The organism is Streptomyces sp. NPDC127117, from assembly GCF_042677325.1.
In the GTDB taxonomy this organism is placed as follows: Bacteria; Actinomycetota; Actinomycetes; order Streptomycetales; family Streptomycetaceae; genus Streptomyces.
In genome coordinates, this window is record NZ_JBHXTM010000033.1 from 24,099 (window position 1) to 40,297 (window position 16,199).

Here is a 16,199-nt window from a genome sequence, read left to right on the forward strand (position 1 = left end):
GGGTCCGCCGGGCGGCCCCGGCCCCGGCCCCGGCGGACAACCGGGCCCAGTTCCCGGCCATCAGCCCTACCCCGGGGCCGGACACCACCCGTACCCCGGCGGTCCCGGCGTGGGGCCCTACCCGCCGCAGCCCGCGCCCGTGCCGCCGCAGGGGTACCCGGGGCATCCGCAGGGCTGGGGCCCGTACCCGCCACAGCTGCACGGCGGTGCCCCGCAGCCGCCGTTCCCGCGCCCGCCCCGGCCGCCGCTGACGCGCAGGCAGCGGATCCTCAAGTGCGTCTACAACCCGTTCTACGCCGCTCAGCGGGCTTTCCGCCCCTCGCGCCCGGACGTCGTCGAGGACCTGACGGTGCGCAAGATCCAGATGTGGCGGACCGGGCTCGGCATCGCCGCCTGGCTCGTGCTGGTCATGTCGTACAAGCCGGTCGACACCGCCAAGGGCGTCGAGACCGTCGCAAGCGACAAGTTCGACCAGAGCTGGATCAGCACACTCGTCCTCGTGTGTGCCTTCCCGTTCGTGATCGCCCTGTTCGCGTTCGCTGCGCAGGGTACGCTGCGCGGGCTCTATCTGCGTCGGTCCCTGAAGTCCTTCGGGTCGGTGGCGGCTCTGATGGGGTCCATGGCCACGTTCCCCCTCGCCGTGGCGCCCGACCCGGGGACCGCCGGCTTCCGTGACGCCATCGGAACCCCCGGCATGGTCGTCATCATCACCCTCTGCGCGTGGTCGCTGGGCTTCGTCCTGTACGGGATCGTGCTCTGCCTCATGCACGTGTTCCGCACCGCCGACATCCACGAGGTGCTGCCGCCGATCCTCGCCACCTTGCTGGTGTGGGTGATGGCCGCCCTCGATGTGATCAACAACGAGAACGCCGAGGTTCCCGCCCTTGCCCGGATCGTGTTCCTGCTCGGCGCTCCGGTGTCGGTGACGGTGCTGTCCTGCTGGGAACTGTACCGACTGCGGAAGTACCACAACCTGACCGTGCGACAGGCCCTCGGCCGCTAGATCATCTCCGCGTCGCTCAAGGACTGTGTGCCCTGGGCCACTTCGCGCTCGGCCGCGATCTCGTCGAGGGGCTCGAACAGGACCTTGATCGCGTGCTGCTCGTCCTCAGGCGGAAGGTTCCAGACGTCGTCCCAGTCGTTCAGGATGGCGGCGTGGATGACCTGGCCGGGCCAGGCGTGTACGCCGTCGACCTCGTCCGTGCAGTCGCGCAGCAGGGTGCCGGGCGCCTCGTTGCCCGGTTCCGGATTGACGCTGACACAGCAGCGCCGCGCGGCCCCGGACGGACTCCGGGCCGCGTTGCACCACCTCGGAGAAGCGATCGAGGCGATTCCGCCGTGACCTGCCAGATGGCCATGCTGAGGTCTATCGGCCGTCACCCGGGCCCGGCACAATCGCGCGTATGACAGTCACCGCGGGCGCGCCGCCCACGCACAACACACCCGCCGGGCTCGCCCGAGGGGTGCTGACCGGTGGCGTGGTCGGGACGTCGCTCGCCGCGCTCGTCGTGGGCGGGATCATCGAGTACGTTCCCCTGTTCGTCGCGGGGTTGATCCTCCCCATGGTCTACGGACTGCTGTTCTTCCTCGCCGGTGTGCCGAGGCGTGCCCGGGAGGCGGCGGTCGTGCCCCGTACGGCTCTCGCAATGATCGAGAGCCTGGAAGCCGTCGGGGGTGAGTCGAGCGACATACCGGTGCGGTTCGACCTGACTGTCGCACCGGACGACGGGCCGGCGTACCGCGTGGAAATCACACAGGACATCAACCTCGTCGACCTGCCCGACTACCGGCCGCGTGGCGTCCTGGTGGTGCAGTACCCGCCGGACCGGCCGTGGCGGGTGCGGATCGTCAAGCGGCCGACACCGGAGTGGGAGGACCGGATGGCCGGGGCCCGCCTCGACTCGGCGCCCCGGACGGCCCGGGTGGTCGAGCCCCCGGAGGGTTGTACTTTCGGCTTCGTCCTGCTCCTCGGCCTGCTCCTCGGCGTGGTCGTCGTGGTCCTGCTGTTCCGCGCGGAGCTGTTCGGCCAGGACGACACCGTACGGCCGTCGTCCTCCGCGCAGCCGTCGGTCTCCGCCACGTCGCCGATCACGGTGGTTTCGTCGGCTTCCGGTACCGTCGCCCTCGCCCCCGGCCAGTCGTTTCTCGACAAGGGCGAGATGGGCCGGGCCGTTGGCTCGCTCACCAAGGGCGAGAACAAACGCCCGGCACTCACCGTCGTCGTGCGGGAACGCCTGCTGACGGTCGTGTTCTCGCCCACCGGCACGCAGGCTCCGCAACTCGACCCGCGTTCCCTGCCCTACGACCGTTTCCCCGCCCTGGTGAAGGAGGCCACGACCTCGCTCGGCATCCACTCGCCGCAGACCTGGCAGATCACCTCCGACCGTCTCACCGGCGCCGTGACCATCAGGGTCAGCGTGACCGGCACCGACGGCACGGCCTCGCTGGAGGCGGACGGACAGGGCACGGTGGTGCGGCGCACCCCGGCACGCTGAGGTGACGTGGGACCGCGCTGTTCCGGACGGCAACGGTGTGCTCGCGGCGTACTCGGTGGGCCGTCCCCTACGAAGTGGCAGGAGAAAGACGCATGGGCTGGCACGGATATCTGGCACTGTGGTGTGGGGTGTTCGGCGCGGTCGCGCTGATCGGGTACGGGAGGTCGCTGGCCGGAATGACCCGGGCCCGGAGGACGGTCCGTGCGGTGGGGCGGATCGAGCGGGTGCAGGAGCCCAGGCACGGAAGCTCCCCGAACGAGGGGATACCGGTGGTCGTCTCCTTCCGCGACCCGTCCACCGGGCAGGAGTTCACCGTGACCAACGACGGTGAGCGTGGCGAGAGGATCACAACGGCTTGGACGGGCCGGGAGATCGGAGTCCACTACCCACGCGGAAGACCCCATGCTTTCCGGTTCACCAGCAACCTCGGCGAGGGAGGGCGCGGGCTGGGATGGCCCAACTTCGCGGTCTTCCTCATCTACGCCGGGCTGGTCGTCGTCGCCGCGGTCGACCGGGGCTGGCCGTGGGCGCTGCTCGGCTTTTGCGGGCTGTGGGCCATCTCCGGATTGTGGCACCTGCCCGGGAACGTGCGCGAGGTGAACGGCCAACTCGACACGCTGGCCTCCATGACCGCTGTCCCCGGCCACGTCATCGCCGTGCTCAAGAGCGTCAGCGTCGACGCGGACGACGGCCACACCTACACCAACCTGATGCCGGTCGTGGCCTTCACCACCCGCGACGGCACGGCCGTCACCGCCTACTGCGCCTCAGGGCTGCCGGATCCCGCCGGCTCGTACGGCCGGGATGTCACGATCCACTACTCGCCCGACGACCCGGGCGTCTTCACCCTGGACCCCGCGGCCGAACGCCGTTCCCGGAAGCAGGACATCGTCTTCAACGTCCTGGGCCTCCTTGTCGTGGGGGCGGCGGCCGTCGTAGGGGTCGTCGCGCTGTAACGCGTGTGTGGGGCCATCTTCTCCCCCGTGGATCTGCTCATGCTCGACTACAGCAGCTCGCAGTCGATCCGGGTGCCGCCGGGTGACGAGCCGTTGTCCCGCACGTACTTCACCGATTTCCGGCGCACTCGTGTCATCGGGTCGTACCGGGCTCGCCGAGCAGCGCCGGGCGGCCCTCGATGCCCTCGGCATGCACTGATAGAGGGCAGGGGGCACACAGGCAGGGATCAATCACCGGGCGACCAGTTCGTCGAGTGGAGGCGTGTCGGCATCGGTCGCGGGGCGCGAGAGATGCAGTGCGGTGTGGAAATGGCCCGCCGATTCCTTGCCGTCCGGGTCCTGCCCGTGGGCGGTCACCGCGTCGATGGCGTACTGCTGCTCGGCAGCGCCGGTGAAGCGGCGTTGGATGAAGGTGTGCCCGGTGTACGTCTCGGTGGTCAGGCCGTGACCGGCCAGGTGCTCGGCAATGGGCGCGTAGGAGCCGGTGCGCAGGACGAAGGCAGCGACCCACGGCAGTGAGCGGGCACTGTCCAGGAGTGGCTGGAATGTGGCCCGGGACAGGAAGCTGGCACCACCCGTGACAGTGACCAGTCGGGTGCTCCGGGCCGCGTCCAGCAGTTCTCGGGTCGGCGGGGCGGTCTCCAGATTCTCGGCGAATCCGTCATCGAGCAGGCCGACCGCCCGTGCGTAGGCGATGGCGTTGGACGCGATGTCGAGGCCGATCACCGCGACAGCGTCCCGTCTGCGGTGGGCGCGGAAGAAGGGCCTGTCGTGCTCGGCCAGTTCCTCCGTGGTCATGGCCACTACCCGCGGCGACGTGTAGTGGGCGTACAGGTCGTCCAGGGTCAGGTCGTGGTTGAGCAGGGCTGCGTTGATGCCGTACGAACAGCACAGGTCCAGCACCGTATCCCCCGGCGCCCACAGCCGGAGTGCTGCCAGGCGGCGGAAGATGCGCTGGGCGTGATGCGGTGTCCGGTAGCCGAACGCGCCGAGTTCACGGAAGAAGGCGCGGGGGTCGGCCTGGTCGTAGATGTCGTCGAACGGGGTCATCGCGCGCTGCGCGGGCTCCCCCGTGTCGTCTTCCCGTACCTCGGCCATCACATGCTCCGTTCTGCCCGCCGGGCCGCTGTCCGTGGTCGCCACAGCCTCTCGCACGTGGCGGGCCGGGGAAACAGGCGGCTGACGGATCAGGCCATGCCCGGACGAACGGCGGTCGGTGGACCCCAGGTCGTTCCGTGGTGACGACCTTGATGGCCTGGCCCGGCCCGGCACTCGGACGACGCTCGGCCTTGATGGTGAGCGCGTTGCGCTTGACGATCGACACCGAGACGGTCTTCTGACGTTGCGCGTTCCCCGCTCCTCACCGGGACGGCCGTGACCTCGCCGGGCTGTGTGCCCGGGAGCCGACGAGTGGTTCAGCGGGGAAGACGCCCCCGCCATCCTGACCCTGTCCGTACGGCTGCGGGTCATCGACCCGCAAGACGCCCACCGGCGGCGCGGATCGAGGCCGTCTGCCGGTGGCTGCGCGAGACCGGAAAGGCCGTGCTGCGGGCACCGTACGTGTATGTCACGCCCGGGGACTCGTCGGGAGTCGGTGGGTATCCGCTGAGGCAGTGCGTGGCTGACCAGCGCCACTACTACGCGGCGGGGTCGCTGGAGGCCGAGCACGTCGCCGAGCCTCCTACGTGCAGAGCGTGGCGCTGATCTACGTGAGTGACGTGGAGGCGGAGCGGCAGGGACGCTGACCCACCGGTGGGGAGGTGAGGGCCGGTGTCCTGGCCCTCACCTCCCCCGCAGGCATCACGCCCGCCCGGAAGTCGTGACGGTTCCGGGCTTCAACTGTCCTGCCGCCTGAGCACGTTTCCGTCAGGTCCGGCGGGCGGGTAGGCTGCCACGTCGATGGATTCCTGATGCTGCGCCGGTTCAGCCGGTCGGGTTGTAGTGCTGCAGATAGAGGAAGATCGACTTCCAGCCCGATCCCACGTTGACGATGTGCAGCTGACCGCCCGATGGGCCGAAGTCCCAGGCGGCAATCCCCTGAACCTCGTCCCCGGACTCGACGTCCTGATGGAACTCGTAGGCAGCCTGACCGGAGTTGACGTCGATCGAGTAGACCGACTTCGCCGAGTCGTCCACGGAGGCATAGAGCTTGCCCTGCCACATCGCGGCACCCTGGATCCGGCTCAGGGGCTGTGACAGCGTCACGGTCCTCACCACGGGGAGCGTCGAACCGGCCGGAAGACTCAGCAGGTCATTCAGGCTATAGGCGACCAGTTTGTTCGTGCCCTGTGCGGCATCCTGATCCCACGGCGACGTATAGACCAGTCCCGCAGCAGCGTCCACCGCGACCCATGGCACCCCGCCCGGCATCTGTGCAAGGGGCAGTTGCACATAGCGACCCGTGTAGCTCAGGTCGCTCGCGTTGTACAGCGCCAGCAGCGGATGCTGGTAGCCGTTGTCGCCGTCCTCGATCGGCGCGATCACATAGCCACCGTGGTACTCCACGTCCCCTATGTGATCGCCGCCGTACGTGCTGCTCAGCTCCCAGGGAATCGGGGCCAGCGATGATGCGGTCTCCGAGTCGTTGGCGACGGTGGCCTTCACCATCCCGCCGGGCCCGGCATAGTAGAAATACGTCCCGTCCGTCGCCACACCCTGCCCGCGCTCCAGTGCATTGAGCCCTGTCCACCGCTCATAGTCGGCCGTCCGTGTCCACGTCGCGGCCATTGCGGGAGACGCCGCACTCCCGATGAACGTCGCGGCCGCGATTACCACGACCGCCGAGATCCTGCCCAGCTTCATCTGATTCCACCCTCCCTTTGTTCTGCAATGCGGAACGTCGATTTTCGGGGGCGAGTGGATTACAGCAGCGGCGGACGACCACCGTCAATGAGCCCTGGATGAACGCCGGTTGACCTGAGAAGCAGGGCCTCGACACGATGACTGCCCGGCGGCAGTGGTGGCGATGGCGGCGGTGCTGGACGGGCGCGTGAAGCCGTACGCGATCGGGTACGCGTCTGCTGCGGGAGTACGCGAACAGCGCTACGAGGTGATGGGCTGCCCGCCGACTGCCATGGCGGTCGCGACCGGGGCTGGACCGTGACGGCCGTCGAACTCGACGTAGGCGCACTCGATCTCCTGGCGCACACCCGCCACGAACGGCGCCCACTCGCGAAGGGTGACGACCGGGAACTGCCTCTGCTGGATGGCCTCGACCACCTGCTCGCCGACGCGGTCAGGATCAGCTCCCTGGGAGAGCAACGCGCTGTTCTCCTCGGCGGCAGTTGTGTCCGTCTCCCGTCCGAGCACTTCGCTCGGCGTCCCGCAAGGACTCCTCGGCTTCCGCGAGCCACGCTTCGTCGATGTCGACGAGTGCGTCTTTCGCACCCGCGGCGACGAGCGCCCGGGCGATGCTGAAGCCGATCCCGGATGCCGCGCCGGTCACGAGTGCCGCTTCCTCTGCCGGCCAGGTCATGGTCTTCTCCGTTTCCACTTTGATGATGTCCGGATGGGCCGGGCGGATGTCGGTCGTCCTGTGTTGCCGACGGACGACAACAGAGTCGTCCGCGCGGAGTGGGTGGTGAATCCAGTGCCGGGCTACTGTCGGCCGATCCGGCGGTCACCCGCCGGCCGTGGCGCGTTCCGGGCTCGTCACCCGTCATCCGGTGGGTTCGCCGGACCGGCTCCGCGCGGCTGCGTTGCGGTGCCGGTTACGCGGTCTCGGAGTGGGGCGGGGGGATCGGGTCGGTGAGGCGCAGCAGCAGTGCCGCGGCGGTGTAGCGCATTCTGCCGACGCTGGTGCGTGGGTCGTGGCCCAGGGCGCGCGTCAGTGCTTCATGGCGCGCTTGCACGGTCGAGTGGTGCATGCCCAGATGGGCCGCTGCGGAGCGGATGCTGTCGGCCTGCACCAGTGTGTGCAGCACGTCTGCGGAACGCCGTTCGAGGCGGGCGAGGGCTCGCACGTCCTCATGCGGGAACTGTGGGTCGTACGACTGCGCCAGCAGGAGCATCGCCCCGAGATCCGTCGCGTCGACCGTCGGCGCAGAGGCGTCCGTCAGCCGAAGCGCGATGATCGCCCCGTCCCAGGATTCGGGTGCCCGGTCGGCGCGCACCCAAGTTCCGATCCCGGCCGGCTCCGGCGGACTGAGCTTGCCGGAGATATCGAGTGTGGCTCTCAGGAGCCCGTACCGGGTCGGTACGATCGCCGAGGGTGCGTCGATCTCAGCGGCATCCGCCATGGTTGCCAGGATCCGCACCGGCGTGGCCGGATCGATCCGGCGCTTGGCGAGGAGTGTCAGCCGTTCGGCGATCGGACGGGCCGAATCGATGAGCGCGTCGAAGCCGCTCCCGGGATTGCGACGCGCCTCCAGCAGTTCGACACCCAACGCGAGGCGTTCCACGACCATCTCGTCGTCGGGGTCTGCGTCGCCGTTTCGCTCGATCCACACCGTCCAGCCGGCGCCGGACCTTCGGGAAGTACGTCGGCGGACGTCGGCGACCACGGCGGGCCGGCGTCCGTCGGGATCCCGCCGGCTCACTCGTCCTCGGATCTCGGCGCCTGCGACCGCACCGGAAAGGACCGCAGCACCGCGCAGGAGACCGTCGAGTCCGACGCTCCGGGAGATCAGCACATCGAAGTACGACACGATCCGTAGGGTTTCGCTCGCCTCCGGGTCGAATGCGTTCAGTCGTCCAACCAACTGCTGCAACTGCGCTCCTTCGCGCTCTTCCCACAGTTCATCCGAGATCCGCGAGTGTGCGTCGTCTCAGGAACCCAGGGTGCGCCCTACCCAAGCGTTTCGCGCGGCCGTCATGGCGTGTGCGAGAGCGGTGTGGGGTGCGGTCAGGTCGAAGCCGTGGAATCCACCGGGCCATATGTGGAGTTCGGCCTGCACGCCCGCGTGCCAGAGGGCAGTCGCATAGGCGACGTCCTCATCCCGGAAGACCTCGGCCGAGCCGCAGTCGATGTAGGCGGGCGGCAGGCCGGCGAGGTCGGTCGCACGGGCGGGTGCGGCGTAGATCGACACCTCGTCGGTTCCGCGTCGCTCTCCGAGAAGCGCGGTCCAGCCCATGACGTTGCTCCCGCGGTCCCATACGCCGACGCCATCGAACTGGGCCGAGGAGACCGTCCGGTCCCTGTCGTCGAGCATCGGGTAGACGAGGACCTGGCCGACCAGGGCCGGTCCCCGCCGGTCACGTGCCATCAGCGCGGTGCCTGCGGCAAGGCCGCCACCGGCGCTCGGCCCGGCGATGATCAGCCTCTCAGGGTCCATCCCGAGGCCCCGGGCGTGCTCGGCCGTCCAGACCAGCCCGGCGTAGCAGTCCTCAACCGGGTAGGGGTCGGGATGCTCGGGTGCGAGCCGGTAGTCGACGGTGACCAGTACGGCGTCGTGCTCGACGACCCACGGGAGGGCCTGGTTGAGGCCGGCGAATCGGTCACCGGCGATCATGCCGCCGCCGTGCGTGTAGTAGATCCCCGGCCCCAGCCCCTGATGATCTCGGCGGGCGATCACCGAGACAATGATCTCGTCGCCCAGGTGCCCCGGGATCGTGAAGTCGCGTCGAGTCAGACCGGAAGCCTCGATCGTCTCACCGGTGACCCCTGCCATCGCCGCTCGACGTATGTCAGGGATCATCTCTGCGGTCAGGGTCGGGGGAATCTGATCTGCAAGGACCACGAGCACAGCCTCAAGCTCCGGGTCGAACGGCGGTCGCGGATTGTTGAGGGCCATCGGGACTCCTTCCTCAGCGCCGCGTGGTTGCGACGTCGAATCAATCGTCCTGCGTGTGTTGCTGCGCGAGGAACCGCCGAACGCTGCAGAATCAGCGTGCGGCCTCCGCCGTTCGCGCGTGGCCTGCCGGCATGCCACGGCCCGGTACGGGCGACCCGGAAGCGGGAAGCCACTCGTACCGGACCGTTCGGAGGCGATCGGCCGACCTGTATGAGGGTCTTCGCCCCGGCGCCGCTGCGCAGCGTTTGGAGGGCGTCGGTGACACCCTCCAACGGCAGTCCCCGCACCCAGCCGCTGGTGTCGTAGACCCCCTCGGCCGTTTCCGCGAAGACCGCGTCGAACCCCGCGGGCCGATGTCCGACCGCGCCGACAGTCTCTGTCCCGGTCGCCATGAGTTGCTTGGGCCGGAACTTCATCGGGTGCTCATGGAGCGCGGCAACCACCAGTCGGCCGCCGGGGACGAGGCCCGCCGGCGCAGCGGTGACCGCCGCACCTGCGGCGTCCACCGCGACGGCGGCGGCGAGGTTCTCGTTCACCGGGTCAACGACACTTGCGCCCGGGCCGGCGATGATCGCGCGACGGTCTGTGCTCGGCTCGGATACGAGTATCTTCTCCACACCGCGAGCCTTGAGGGCGAACCAGGCACCAAGCCGCGCGCTTGTTCCGGGTCGCGGTTGAACTGCGCCGTCGACTGCGGGTTCCGGGGTCCTGGCCTGGACAGGATCCAGGGCCTTTCGTTTGGATCGGGCCGGATCAGGGAGCAGGGTCCGGCGTCGTGCATCGCAAGGCGCGGAGGGAGTCGACGCAGAGCGTCGGCGCCCGACGACAACGCGGCGAGGTGCGGCACCGGGGCACGCGAGCCCGGCCTGATCCAAACGAAAGACCCCAGGCGAGGAGCACGGCGGCGAGTTCTCGCCAGTCGCCGCGGGGGAACCTGTCGTGCGAGTCGGTGGCGATCTGCACGGCGATGTGGTCCGCGCCCGCCTTGCGCCGTTCTGCGAGCCCTGCCGCTATGCCCTCCGGCTTCCCCCAGAGGAAGAGAGCGTCGATGAGTCGGTCACTGCCTCCGCCGATCAGGTCCTCCTCGGTGAACCCGGACCGCAGCCACGCAGACCGGTAGTTGGCCATGGGCATGTACGGAGCGAGCGCGCGCCGCGCCCGGACGCGTGCCGTTGCCGGGTCGGCGTGCAGGATGACGGTCTGTCCCAAGGCGAGCAAGGGCCCTTGTCCGAGGATTTCTCGGGTCCAGGTCACATGCCCGGTGTCTACGAGGTACGGGTGGACGCCAAGAGTGCGGGAGGCCGCCAGCCGGGTCATCCGGGGGCCGTGCGCCCCGGCCAGCCGTGCGGAGGCCGGTGGTGCGCCAGCCGCCGAGTCCAGTCCGTCCAGGTAGCCGGCCATTGTGGTGAAGGGCCGCCGGTACGAGTCGACCACTTCGCCGTGGCCGACGCCCAGGCAGGCCACCAACCGCGCCGGTTCGCCTGCCGGAAGCGCGTCGTACGCACTCGCCGGACGGTCTGCGGGCTGGTCCCAGATGGATACGCAGGCGCTTGTCACAGTGACGCGGTCCATCGCGCCCAGCGCCCCGGCCGCGCTGTGCGGGTACGGCACGTCCTACCGGGTGGCATCAGTCGGCGGCGGAGCTCGGATCGTCGAGTTCGTGCAGCCCGGCCGGGTCCTCGTCGATCAGCACTTCCCCGGTCGCGGTGACGAAGCGCTGGGCGTGGCCGCGGTGGATGCACAGGAGTTGGTCGCGGGTGCCGGTCCGGTCCCGGTACACGGCCAGTGCTGCACCGTATTTGCTGCTGTGACCGGGGAGTTCGGTGTCCGTGCTCCACCCGGTGCCGTCGAAGGCGGACCACCACAGCTGCTGGCGGGCGGGGTCGCGGTGGACGCACATCAGTTTGCCGTCGAAGACAGCGAGGCCGATGTTGCTCCGGGTACGGTGCCCGGGCAGTGCGCCCTCGGAGGTCCAGGTGGTGTCACGCAGCCGCGTCCAGTGGATCGCCCCGTCCTTGGGGTTGCTGTGCAGCAGGTGCAGGGCTCCGTCGTACACGGCGAGTGCCGGGGACCTCGTGGTGGCGCAGCCGGGGACGGGTTCGGGGGTGTCCCAGGTGTGGCCGTCACGGCTGGTGGTGACCATGATGCGCTGGGCGGCGTCGGCGTAGGCGAGGTGGAGGGCGTCGTGGAAGACGGCGAGCGCCGGGCCGTAGACGCTCTCGGTATTGGGGACCGGCTGGTCCGGGCTCCAGCCGTTGCCGTCGTACGAGGTCAGCGCCATGCCCCAGTCGCCGGAGCCGCCGCGGTGGGCGCAGTACAGCCTGTCCTGGAACACGGCCAGAGCCGGGCTGCCGAGGGTGTGGTGGGCGGGGAAGGGCTGGTCCTCGGACCAGCTGCCGTCCGCGCGGTGCGCGGTCCACCAGAGGTCCGGGTTGTCGCCCCGGCCCTGGTAGACGCAGTACAGGTCCTCGCGGAAGACGGCCAGGGCGGGGGTTTCGGAGGCGTAGCGGGCCGTGAACTGTGAGTCGGATCCCCAGCCCGTGCCCGGGTCGAACACGCTGGACCACAGGCCGGTCTCGCTCGGCTGCGCGTCGCGGGCCATGGGTGCGAGGAGGGTGGGTGCGGCCCACGGCGAGAACAGCTCGTATCCGGTGTCCCGGGCGGCCGACCGAACCTGCCCGGCGCGGGCGGGCAGCCGCGCGCCGACGGTTTCGGCGAGGGCCCCGGGCAGAACTCCGGCCAGCACCTCCTGTACCAGGCCGGGGAATCCATTGACGGGCCCGCTGCCGTCGGGGGGCGCGAGGCGGTCGGCGGACCGCTGGTCCAGGCTGAGGGCGAAGCCCCACGCCAGCAGGCGGACGGAGACAGCCGCCCCCGCCTCGGCGAGTTCCTCTCTCGCCCGTTCCGCGCGTTCCACGGCCTTGGCCGACGGTGTGTCCGCGCCGAAGTCCGGTGCTGTGTTGTTCTTCCGCCCCAGGGCGGCACCTTCGATCGTCATGCTCTCTTCCTGCCTGCAGGGCCGTGGGCCGGTCGGTCCGCTCTCCGCGCGGTGCGCGGGCGAACCGTCCGGCCCCACGGACATGGACGCTTACGGCCCGTTCCTGGCGAGGTGTGCGCCGGTCTGCGGGCTTCTCCACGATTCATCGGGCATGCGGTGCGACAAGCAGCCGGTCGGTCTTCTGCCGTCAGCGCACGCGCCACCGGATGCGAGCGGGCGACGCGAGGACGACGAGGTGGGTGGTGACCGGGTCGGCCGGCAGGGGGTGGGCGGCCGACGTCCGCCGGGATGGCGAACAGCACGGTGGTGGCGGGGTCGGGGGTGGGCGGAGCCTCGGATCGGTGAGGGCGGGCGGAGTCCGGTGCATCGCGGCGTACCTGTGCCGGCCTCAGGAATGGTCTGCCGGGACGGGTGGCAGGCGTGGCCGTGCGTGGTGCGGCAGCGGGTGGACCCGGTCGTTCACCCTGATCGTCCCGCCGCGGATCACCTCTGCTCGTAGTCCGCCGCGATGCAGCAGGCCCCGGATCAGGCCCGGGCGGACCAACTGTTCCAGGCGGGCGCAGGGTTCGCTGAGTCTGAGACCACGCAGGATCACGGTGCCGACCTGGAACTCCTGGTCCACCAGCGGGTTCAGCCGGATGTCGCGGCAGACCAGGTTGCGACGGCATTCGGCGGGGGTGAGGGTGATGCCGTATTCGAGGGCCAGGGCGTCGAGGGTCTCGGCCTCGATGAGGGTGACGTCGCAGACCCCGGACGCCCGGCCGGTCCCCCGGCGCCGGGGCCGGGGGCCTTCACCCGCCCAGTAGTTGCGGTCCCCCGCCAAGCCGCGGCCGGTCACCGCCCGGGCCTGTGCGACGTGGAAGGTGGGCTCGCCGCTGTGCGCGGCGAGGTGCAGGGAGGTGACCCGACCGGGTCCGGCGAGCGGCGAGGCCTGCGTCATGGGCGGTTCACCTCTTCAGGAAGTGGTCCGTGAGGGAGCGAAGGGTGCGGAACTGGTTCACGTCGATCTCGTCGAGGTGCAGTTCTCGGCCGATCAGGTCTTCCAGCAACAGTATGAACTCCATGAAGGCGAGCGAGTCGATCAGCCGGTTCTCGATCAGATCGAGGTCCTCCGGGATCTCTTCGATGGCGGGGTTGCGTTCGCGCAGCCAGTCGACGACCGGCTTGATCGCGTCATCCATGGTCACCTCTCCTGGATCCGGTGCGGCTCTTCGGACCTGTTCGTGTGCCTCGCGTGTACTGCTGCGGTGGCGTTCGGGGCTCCTTCTGTGATCCGCCGCTCGGCCTCGTACTCCCGGCGGATCCGGGCGACGGTGACGCCGGCCGGGTGTGGGGTGGTGACACGGGTGCAGGACCGGCCGCAGTACATGGCCATCTCTTCGATGCGACCGGTGGTGGTGTCGCCCGGAGCCGCCGCGCTGTAGCGCGGAACCGGGTGGTTTCGGCCGTCCACCCGTGTGGTGGCTATGAAGGTGGCCGGGGCACGGTCCGTGGTGGTGGTGAGGGGGTTGTGCAGGACGCGGTGTGGGCGGTGTGGCCAGCCGATGTCGAAGAGGGAGGTGATGAGGGTGTCGTCGGCTACGGCATCGACCACTCGCCGCTTGAATTCAGGGTGTGCGGTGGATTCTTCGGCCGGTACGAAGAGGGTTCCGGCCATGGCGCCGTCCGCGCCGCGGGCCACGGCGTCGGCGAGGTCCTTCCCGGTGGCGACCCCGCCCGCGACGGCCAGTATCGCCCGGGGGTGGCGGGCCCGGACGGTGGCGAGGAGGCGGTCCACGGGGTGCCGGCCCAGGAGGTGGCCGCCGGCTTCGGTGCCTTGGAGGACGAGTGCTGCCGCGCCCTGTCCGAGTGCGGTGTCGGCGTCCGCGAGGGTACCGATCTGGACCACCAGTGGGAGTCCAGCGGCCTGCACCGCCCGTACCGCATCGGCGTTTCCGGGGAGCCCGAAGGTGGTGACGAAGCCGCCCCTGGGCAGTTCGGGCAGGACGGCGCGCAGTTGGTCCAGGCAGCGGGCCGGGCCGGTGACCTCGGGCACCACATTCACCCCGAACGGGCGGTCGGTGGCCGCCGCCACCTCCCGGACCAGGCGGGCGGCCCGCGCGGGTGGTTCCTTGTACAGGGCGAGGGTGCCGCCCGCTCCGGCCCTGGACACCGCGGCACACAGAGCGGGGCCGGCGACGGCGCCCATACCGGCCTGCAACAGCGGAAGTTCGAGCCCGAGCAGGGCGGCCAGCCGGGTCACGAACGCTCCCCCGCCTGCCGTACCGCGCGGTGTGCGGCGGCCAGGTCCCCGTCGAAGCGGTCGCCGAGGGCGTGCACCCAGCGTTCCAGGCCGAAGGCGACGCAGCCGGTGAAGGCCGGGCGGCCCGCGTGGCGGATGGTGCGGCGTTCACCGAAGAAGTTGCGGTGGTTGTTGGTGGAGGCGATGGCGGTGCCGTCGGTGTGCAGGTACTCGTCCTTGACCGGGGCGAGCAGTTGCATGACGGTCCGGGCCCCGTCCTTCTGGAAGAACGGATCGGTGGCGGGCTGCCGGTCCAGGGTGAGGCCGAGGGCCGTACCGAAGGTGAGGATCCGCTGCTGATGCCGGTCGAGGTGAGCGCGTACGTCCTCGGCGGAGCCGACGCACACGATCTCCCGCATGGTGAACGCCCAGAGCCTGCGCAGCCCGTCGTGGTGGTCCTCCCTGCGGAAGCACTGCGCGACGGTGGTGATCAGGACCGGGTCGTGCGCGCTGGTGCCGGTGAGGTGCAGGAAACAGCCGTAGCAGGCCGCGGAGGGCAGCAGGTGGGTGGCGTCGGTCAGGTCGGCCGCCGGCAGCACGGTGGTTTCGGACGGGTCCGCGGCGAGCGCGGCCAGGCGGTCGGTGCGGATCCGGGTGACCGGGCTGCCCAGGTGCGGGAAGTTCCGGAAATAGTCGAGGGTGCGCAGGTCGTCGGCGCGCAGCAGCGGCGGGTAGCTCTGTTGCCGGGCTCCGGCATCGGTGCCCCAGCGGGTGAACACCTCGTCGAGTGCGGCCATCAGCAGGACGGCGGGTTCGTCGAGGGTGGCCAGGCCGTCCCGGACCGACCAGGTGGTCCCGGTGTCCCCCGGGGCCGTGGGGTCAGTGACGGGCATCGAACACCCCGATCCGGTTCAGGAAGTCGGTGGTCTTGTGCAGGACCTTGGCGTGGGCGGCCTGCCGGGCGGGGTGGGCGAGCAGCCGTCGGCGAAGTGCGAAGCCTTCCGTGAGGCCCGCGTCCCGGTAGACGGCCGGATTGTAGAAGGACTCCATGCTGATGGTGAGATAGCGGCCGAGGTAGTCGCGCAGATCGAGCCGGTCCGCCTCGTCGAGGCCCCGGTCGAGTAGCCGCTCCCACAGCAGTTGCACCAGGCGGCGGCCGAAGGCGATGTGGCGGGACTCGTCCTGGTGGTGGAGGCGGTTGATGTGCCGGACGGTCGGGTGCAGACGCTGGTCGGCGGCCAGGTGGACGTTGTAGTGGTCCACGATCTGCTCGAAGATCAGGATCCGTGCGAAGACCAGGAAGTTCTCGACGTCCGGGGCACGCGGAGCCTCGGGCAGCTTGAGCGATTTATCGGGGTAGATCTTGTCGGCGTACTTGAGGCAGAAGGTGGCGAAGAACCACATGTGGTCGTTCTCCTCACCTATGAAGTGGTGGAAGAACTCGGAGGGCAGCTCGAAGCCGGACGTGTGGATGCGGCGGGTGACCTCGATGAGCAGTTCACGGATGCCGTGCACGTTGAGGCTGTAGAAGTTGACGCTCTCCCACCGGCTCAGGGCCTGGAGCTGGGCCCGGCTCAGTTCGTCCATCAGCTCGGTGCCGTGGACGGAGAGCAGTTCGGGGGACATCCAGAGCCCGTCGACGGGGATCGTGGGAGGCCAGTCGAAGGTGGTGAACGGGTTGTAGTAGTCCGCGGTGGCCTTGTCCGAGAGCCGGTCGAGCAGGGTCCGGAACTCGGTGTCGTCCCCTGTGGCGGTGCCGGCCGGGCCGGTGTGGGGCGTGTTCACGGGAGGCACGGG

The 16,199-nt window shown here is 69.9% G+C and carries 18 protein-coding genes; 3 read left to right on the plus strand and 15 right to left on the minus strand.

Translation table 11 applies throughout. The features are described 5' to 3' along the window. Window positions 1-109 precede the first annotated feature (109 nt). Window positions 110-1,003 carry a hypothetical protein gene (locus ACFVH0_RS26320; RefSeq protein WP_385823969.1) on the plus strand — a complete coding sequence of 298 codons (894 nt, stop codon included), beginning with the start codon at window positions 110-112 and terminating at the stop codon, window positions 1,001-1,003. Here ACFVH0_RS26320 and ACFVH0_RS26325 read toward each other — a convergent pair. Next, complete coding sequence (locus tag ACFVH0_RS26325) at window positions 1,000-1,380, minus strand: hypothetical protein (protein WP_385823970.1); 381 nt, start codon at window positions 1,378-1,380, stop codon at window positions 1,000-1,002. The two genes, ACFVH0_RS26320 and ACFVH0_RS26325, sit on opposite strands and share 4 nt — an antisense overlap. A gap of 23 nt (window positions 1,381-1,403) precedes the next feature. On the opposite strand from ACFVH0_RS26325, the gene ACFVH0_RS26330 reads away from it, so the two are divergent. Both ACFVH0_RS26330 and ACFVH0_RS26335 read left to right on the plus strand, forming a co-directional pair. Beyond that, on the plus strand, window positions 1,404-2,495 hold the full coding sequence (locus ACFVH0_RS26330) for a hypothetical protein (protein ID WP_385823972.1): 1,092 nt from the start codon (window positions 1,404-1,406) through the stop codon (window positions 2,493-2,495). Window positions 2,496-2,587: 92 nt separating this feature from the next. Beyond that, window positions 2,588-3,451, plus strand: coding sequence for a DUF3592 domain-containing protein (locus ACFVH0_RS26335; protein ID WP_385823974.1), 864 nt, complete (start codon window positions 2,588-2,590; stop codon window positions 3,449-3,451). Window positions 3,452-3,682: 231 nt separating this feature from the next. Here ACFVH0_RS26335 and ACFVH0_RS26340 read toward each other — a convergent pair whose 3' ends face one another. The 14 genes from ACFVH0_RS26340 to ACFVH0_RS26405 all read right to left on the minus strand — a co-directional run bounded on the left by ACFVH0_RS26340 (window position 3,683) and on the right by ACFVH0_RS26405 (window position 16,187). Next, window positions 3,683-4,549, minus strand: a complete 867-nt coding sequence (locus tag ACFVH0_RS26340; protein WP_385823976.1) for a hypothetical protein — start codon at window positions 4,547-4,549, stop codon at window positions 3,683-3,685. An 825-nt stretch (window positions 4,550-5,374) separates the two neighbouring features. After that, window positions 5,375-6,253 (minus strand): hypothetical protein, encoded by an 879-nt coding sequence (locus tag ACFVH0_RS26345; RefSeq protein WP_385823978.1) that lies wholly within the window; start codon window positions 6,251-6,253, stop codon window positions 5,375-5,377. A 240-nt stretch (window positions 6,254-6,493) separates the two neighbouring features. Next, window positions 6,494-6,760 carry a hypothetical protein gene (locus tag ACFVH0_RS26350; RefSeq protein WP_385824090.1) on the minus strand — a complete coding sequence of 89 codons (267 nt, stop codon included), beginning with the start codon at window positions 6,758-6,760 and terminating at the stop codon, window positions 6,494-6,496. Continuing rightward, window positions 6,693-6,926 (minus strand): SDR family NAD(P)-dependent oxidoreductase, encoded by a 234-nt coding sequence (locus tag ACFVH0_RS26355; RefSeq protein WP_385824087.1) that lies wholly within the window; start codon window positions 6,924-6,926, stop codon window positions 6,693-6,695. Before ACFVH0_RS26355 ends, ACFVH0_RS26350 begins: the two co-directional genes overlap by 68 nt. A 235-nt stretch (window positions 6,927-7,161) precedes the next feature. After that, window positions 7,162-8,160, minus strand: coding sequence for a hypothetical protein (locus ACFVH0_RS26360; RefSeq protein ID WP_385823980.1), 999 nt, complete (start codon window positions 8,158-8,160; stop codon window positions 7,162-7,164). Between the two features lie 57 nt (window positions 8,161-8,217). After that, window positions 8,218-9,183, minus strand: coding sequence for an alpha/beta hydrolase (locus ACFVH0_RS26365; protein WP_385823982.1), 966 nt, complete (start codon window positions 9,181-9,183; stop codon window positions 8,218-8,220). Further along, on the minus strand, window positions 9,096-9,800 hold the full coding sequence (locus tag ACFVH0_RS26370; protein WP_385823984.1) for a hypothetical protein: 705 nt from the start codon (window positions 9,798-9,800) through the stop codon (window positions 9,096-9,098). Before ACFVH0_RS26370 ends, ACFVH0_RS26365 begins: the two co-directional genes overlap by 88 nt. 136 nt (window positions 9,801-9,936) lie before the next feature. Next, on the minus strand, window positions 9,937-10,794 hold the full coding sequence (locus ACFVH0_RS26375) for a TIGR03620 family F420-dependent LLM class oxidoreductase (RefSeq protein ID WP_385823985.1): 858 nt from the start codon (window positions 10,792-10,794) through the stop codon (window positions 9,937-9,939). 16 nt (window positions 10,795-10,810) lie between these two features. Then, window positions 10,811-12,181, minus strand: coding sequence for a hypothetical protein (locus tag ACFVH0_RS26380; protein WP_385823987.1), 1,371 nt, complete (start codon window positions 12,179-12,181; stop codon window positions 10,811-10,813). 388 nt (window positions 12,182-12,569) lie between these two features. Then, window positions 12,570-13,121: an MOSC domain-containing protein gene (locus ACFVH0_RS26385; RefSeq protein WP_385823989.1), complete on the minus strand. Its 552-nt coding sequence runs from the start codon at window positions 13,119-13,121 to the stop codon at window positions 12,570-12,572. Window positions 13,122-13,128: 7 nt separating this feature from the next. Next, a complete protein-coding gene (locus tag ACFVH0_RS26390) occupies window positions 13,129-13,362 on the minus strand; it encodes an acyl carrier protein (protein WP_385823991.1) in 234 nt (77 codons plus the stop codon). A 2-nt stretch (window positions 13,363-13,364) separates the two neighbouring features. Next, a complete protein-coding gene (locus tag ACFVH0_RS26395) occupies window positions 13,365-14,423 on the minus strand; it encodes an NAD(P)H-dependent flavin oxidoreductase (protein WP_385823993.1) in 1,059 nt (352 codons plus the stop codon). Next, window positions 14,420-15,295 carry a hypothetical protein gene (locus tag ACFVH0_RS26400; protein ID WP_385823995.1) on the minus strand — a complete coding sequence of 292 codons (876 nt, stop codon included), beginning with the start codon at window positions 15,293-15,295 and terminating at the stop codon, window positions 14,420-14,422. The genes ACFVH0_RS26395 and ACFVH0_RS26400 overlap by 4 nt, the downstream gene beginning before the upstream one ends. Next, window positions 15,282-16,187: a diiron oxygenase gene (locus tag ACFVH0_RS26405; RefSeq protein WP_385823996.1), complete on the minus strand. Its 906-nt coding sequence runs from the start codon at window positions 16,185-16,187 to the stop codon at window positions 15,282-15,284. Before ACFVH0_RS26405 ends, ACFVH0_RS26400 begins: the two co-directional genes overlap by 14 nt. Between the last annotated feature and the right edge of the window lie 12 nt (window positions 16,188-16,199).

What these genes read in the sequence shown, in the direction of transcription:
- ACFVH0_RS26380 (WP_385823987.1), bottom strand. Translation starts at nt 12,181, where the DNA reads ATGACGATCGAAGGTGCCGCCCTGGGGCGGAAGAACAACACAGCACCG.
- ACFVH0_RS26390 (WP_385823991.1), bottom strand. Translation starts at nt 13,362, where the DNA reads ATGGATGACGCGATCAAGCCGGTCGTCGACTGGCTGCGCGAACGCAAC.
- ACFVH0_RS26385 (WP_385823989.1), bottom strand. Translation starts at nt 13,121, where the DNA reads ATGACGCAGGCCTCGCCGCTCGCCGGACCCGGTCGGGTCACCTCCCTG.
- ACFVH0_RS26345 (WP_385823978.1), bottom strand. Translation starts at nt 6,253, where the DNA reads ATGAAGCTGGGCAGGATCTCGGCGGTCGTGGTAATCGCGGCCGCGACG.
- ACFVH0_RS26400 (WP_385823995.1), bottom strand. Translation starts at nt 15,295, where the DNA reads ATGCCCGTCACTGACCCCACGGCCCCGGGGGACACCGGGACCACCTGG.
- ACFVH0_RS26355 (WP_385824087.1), bottom strand. Translation starts at nt 6,926, where the DNA reads ATGACCTGGCCGGCAGAGGAAGCGGCACTCGTGACCGGCGCGGCATCC.
- ACFVH0_RS26330 (WP_385823972.1), top strand. Translation starts at nt 1,404, where the DNA reads ATGACAGTCACCGCGGGCGCGCCGCCCACGCACAACACACCCGCCGGG.
- ACFVH0_RS26340 (WP_385823976.1), bottom strand. Translation starts at nt 4,549, where the DNA reads ATGGCCGAGGTACGGGAAGACGACACGGGGGAGCCCGCGCAGCGCGCG.
- ACFVH0_RS26335 (WP_385823974.1), top strand. Translation starts at nt 2,588, where the DNA reads ATGGGCTGGCACGGATATCTGGCACTGTGGTGTGGGGTGTTCGGCGCG.
- ACFVH0_RS26365 (WP_385823982.1), bottom strand. Translation starts at nt 9,183, where the DNA reads ATGGCCCTCAACAATCCGCGACCGCCGTTCGACCCGGAGCTTGAGGCT.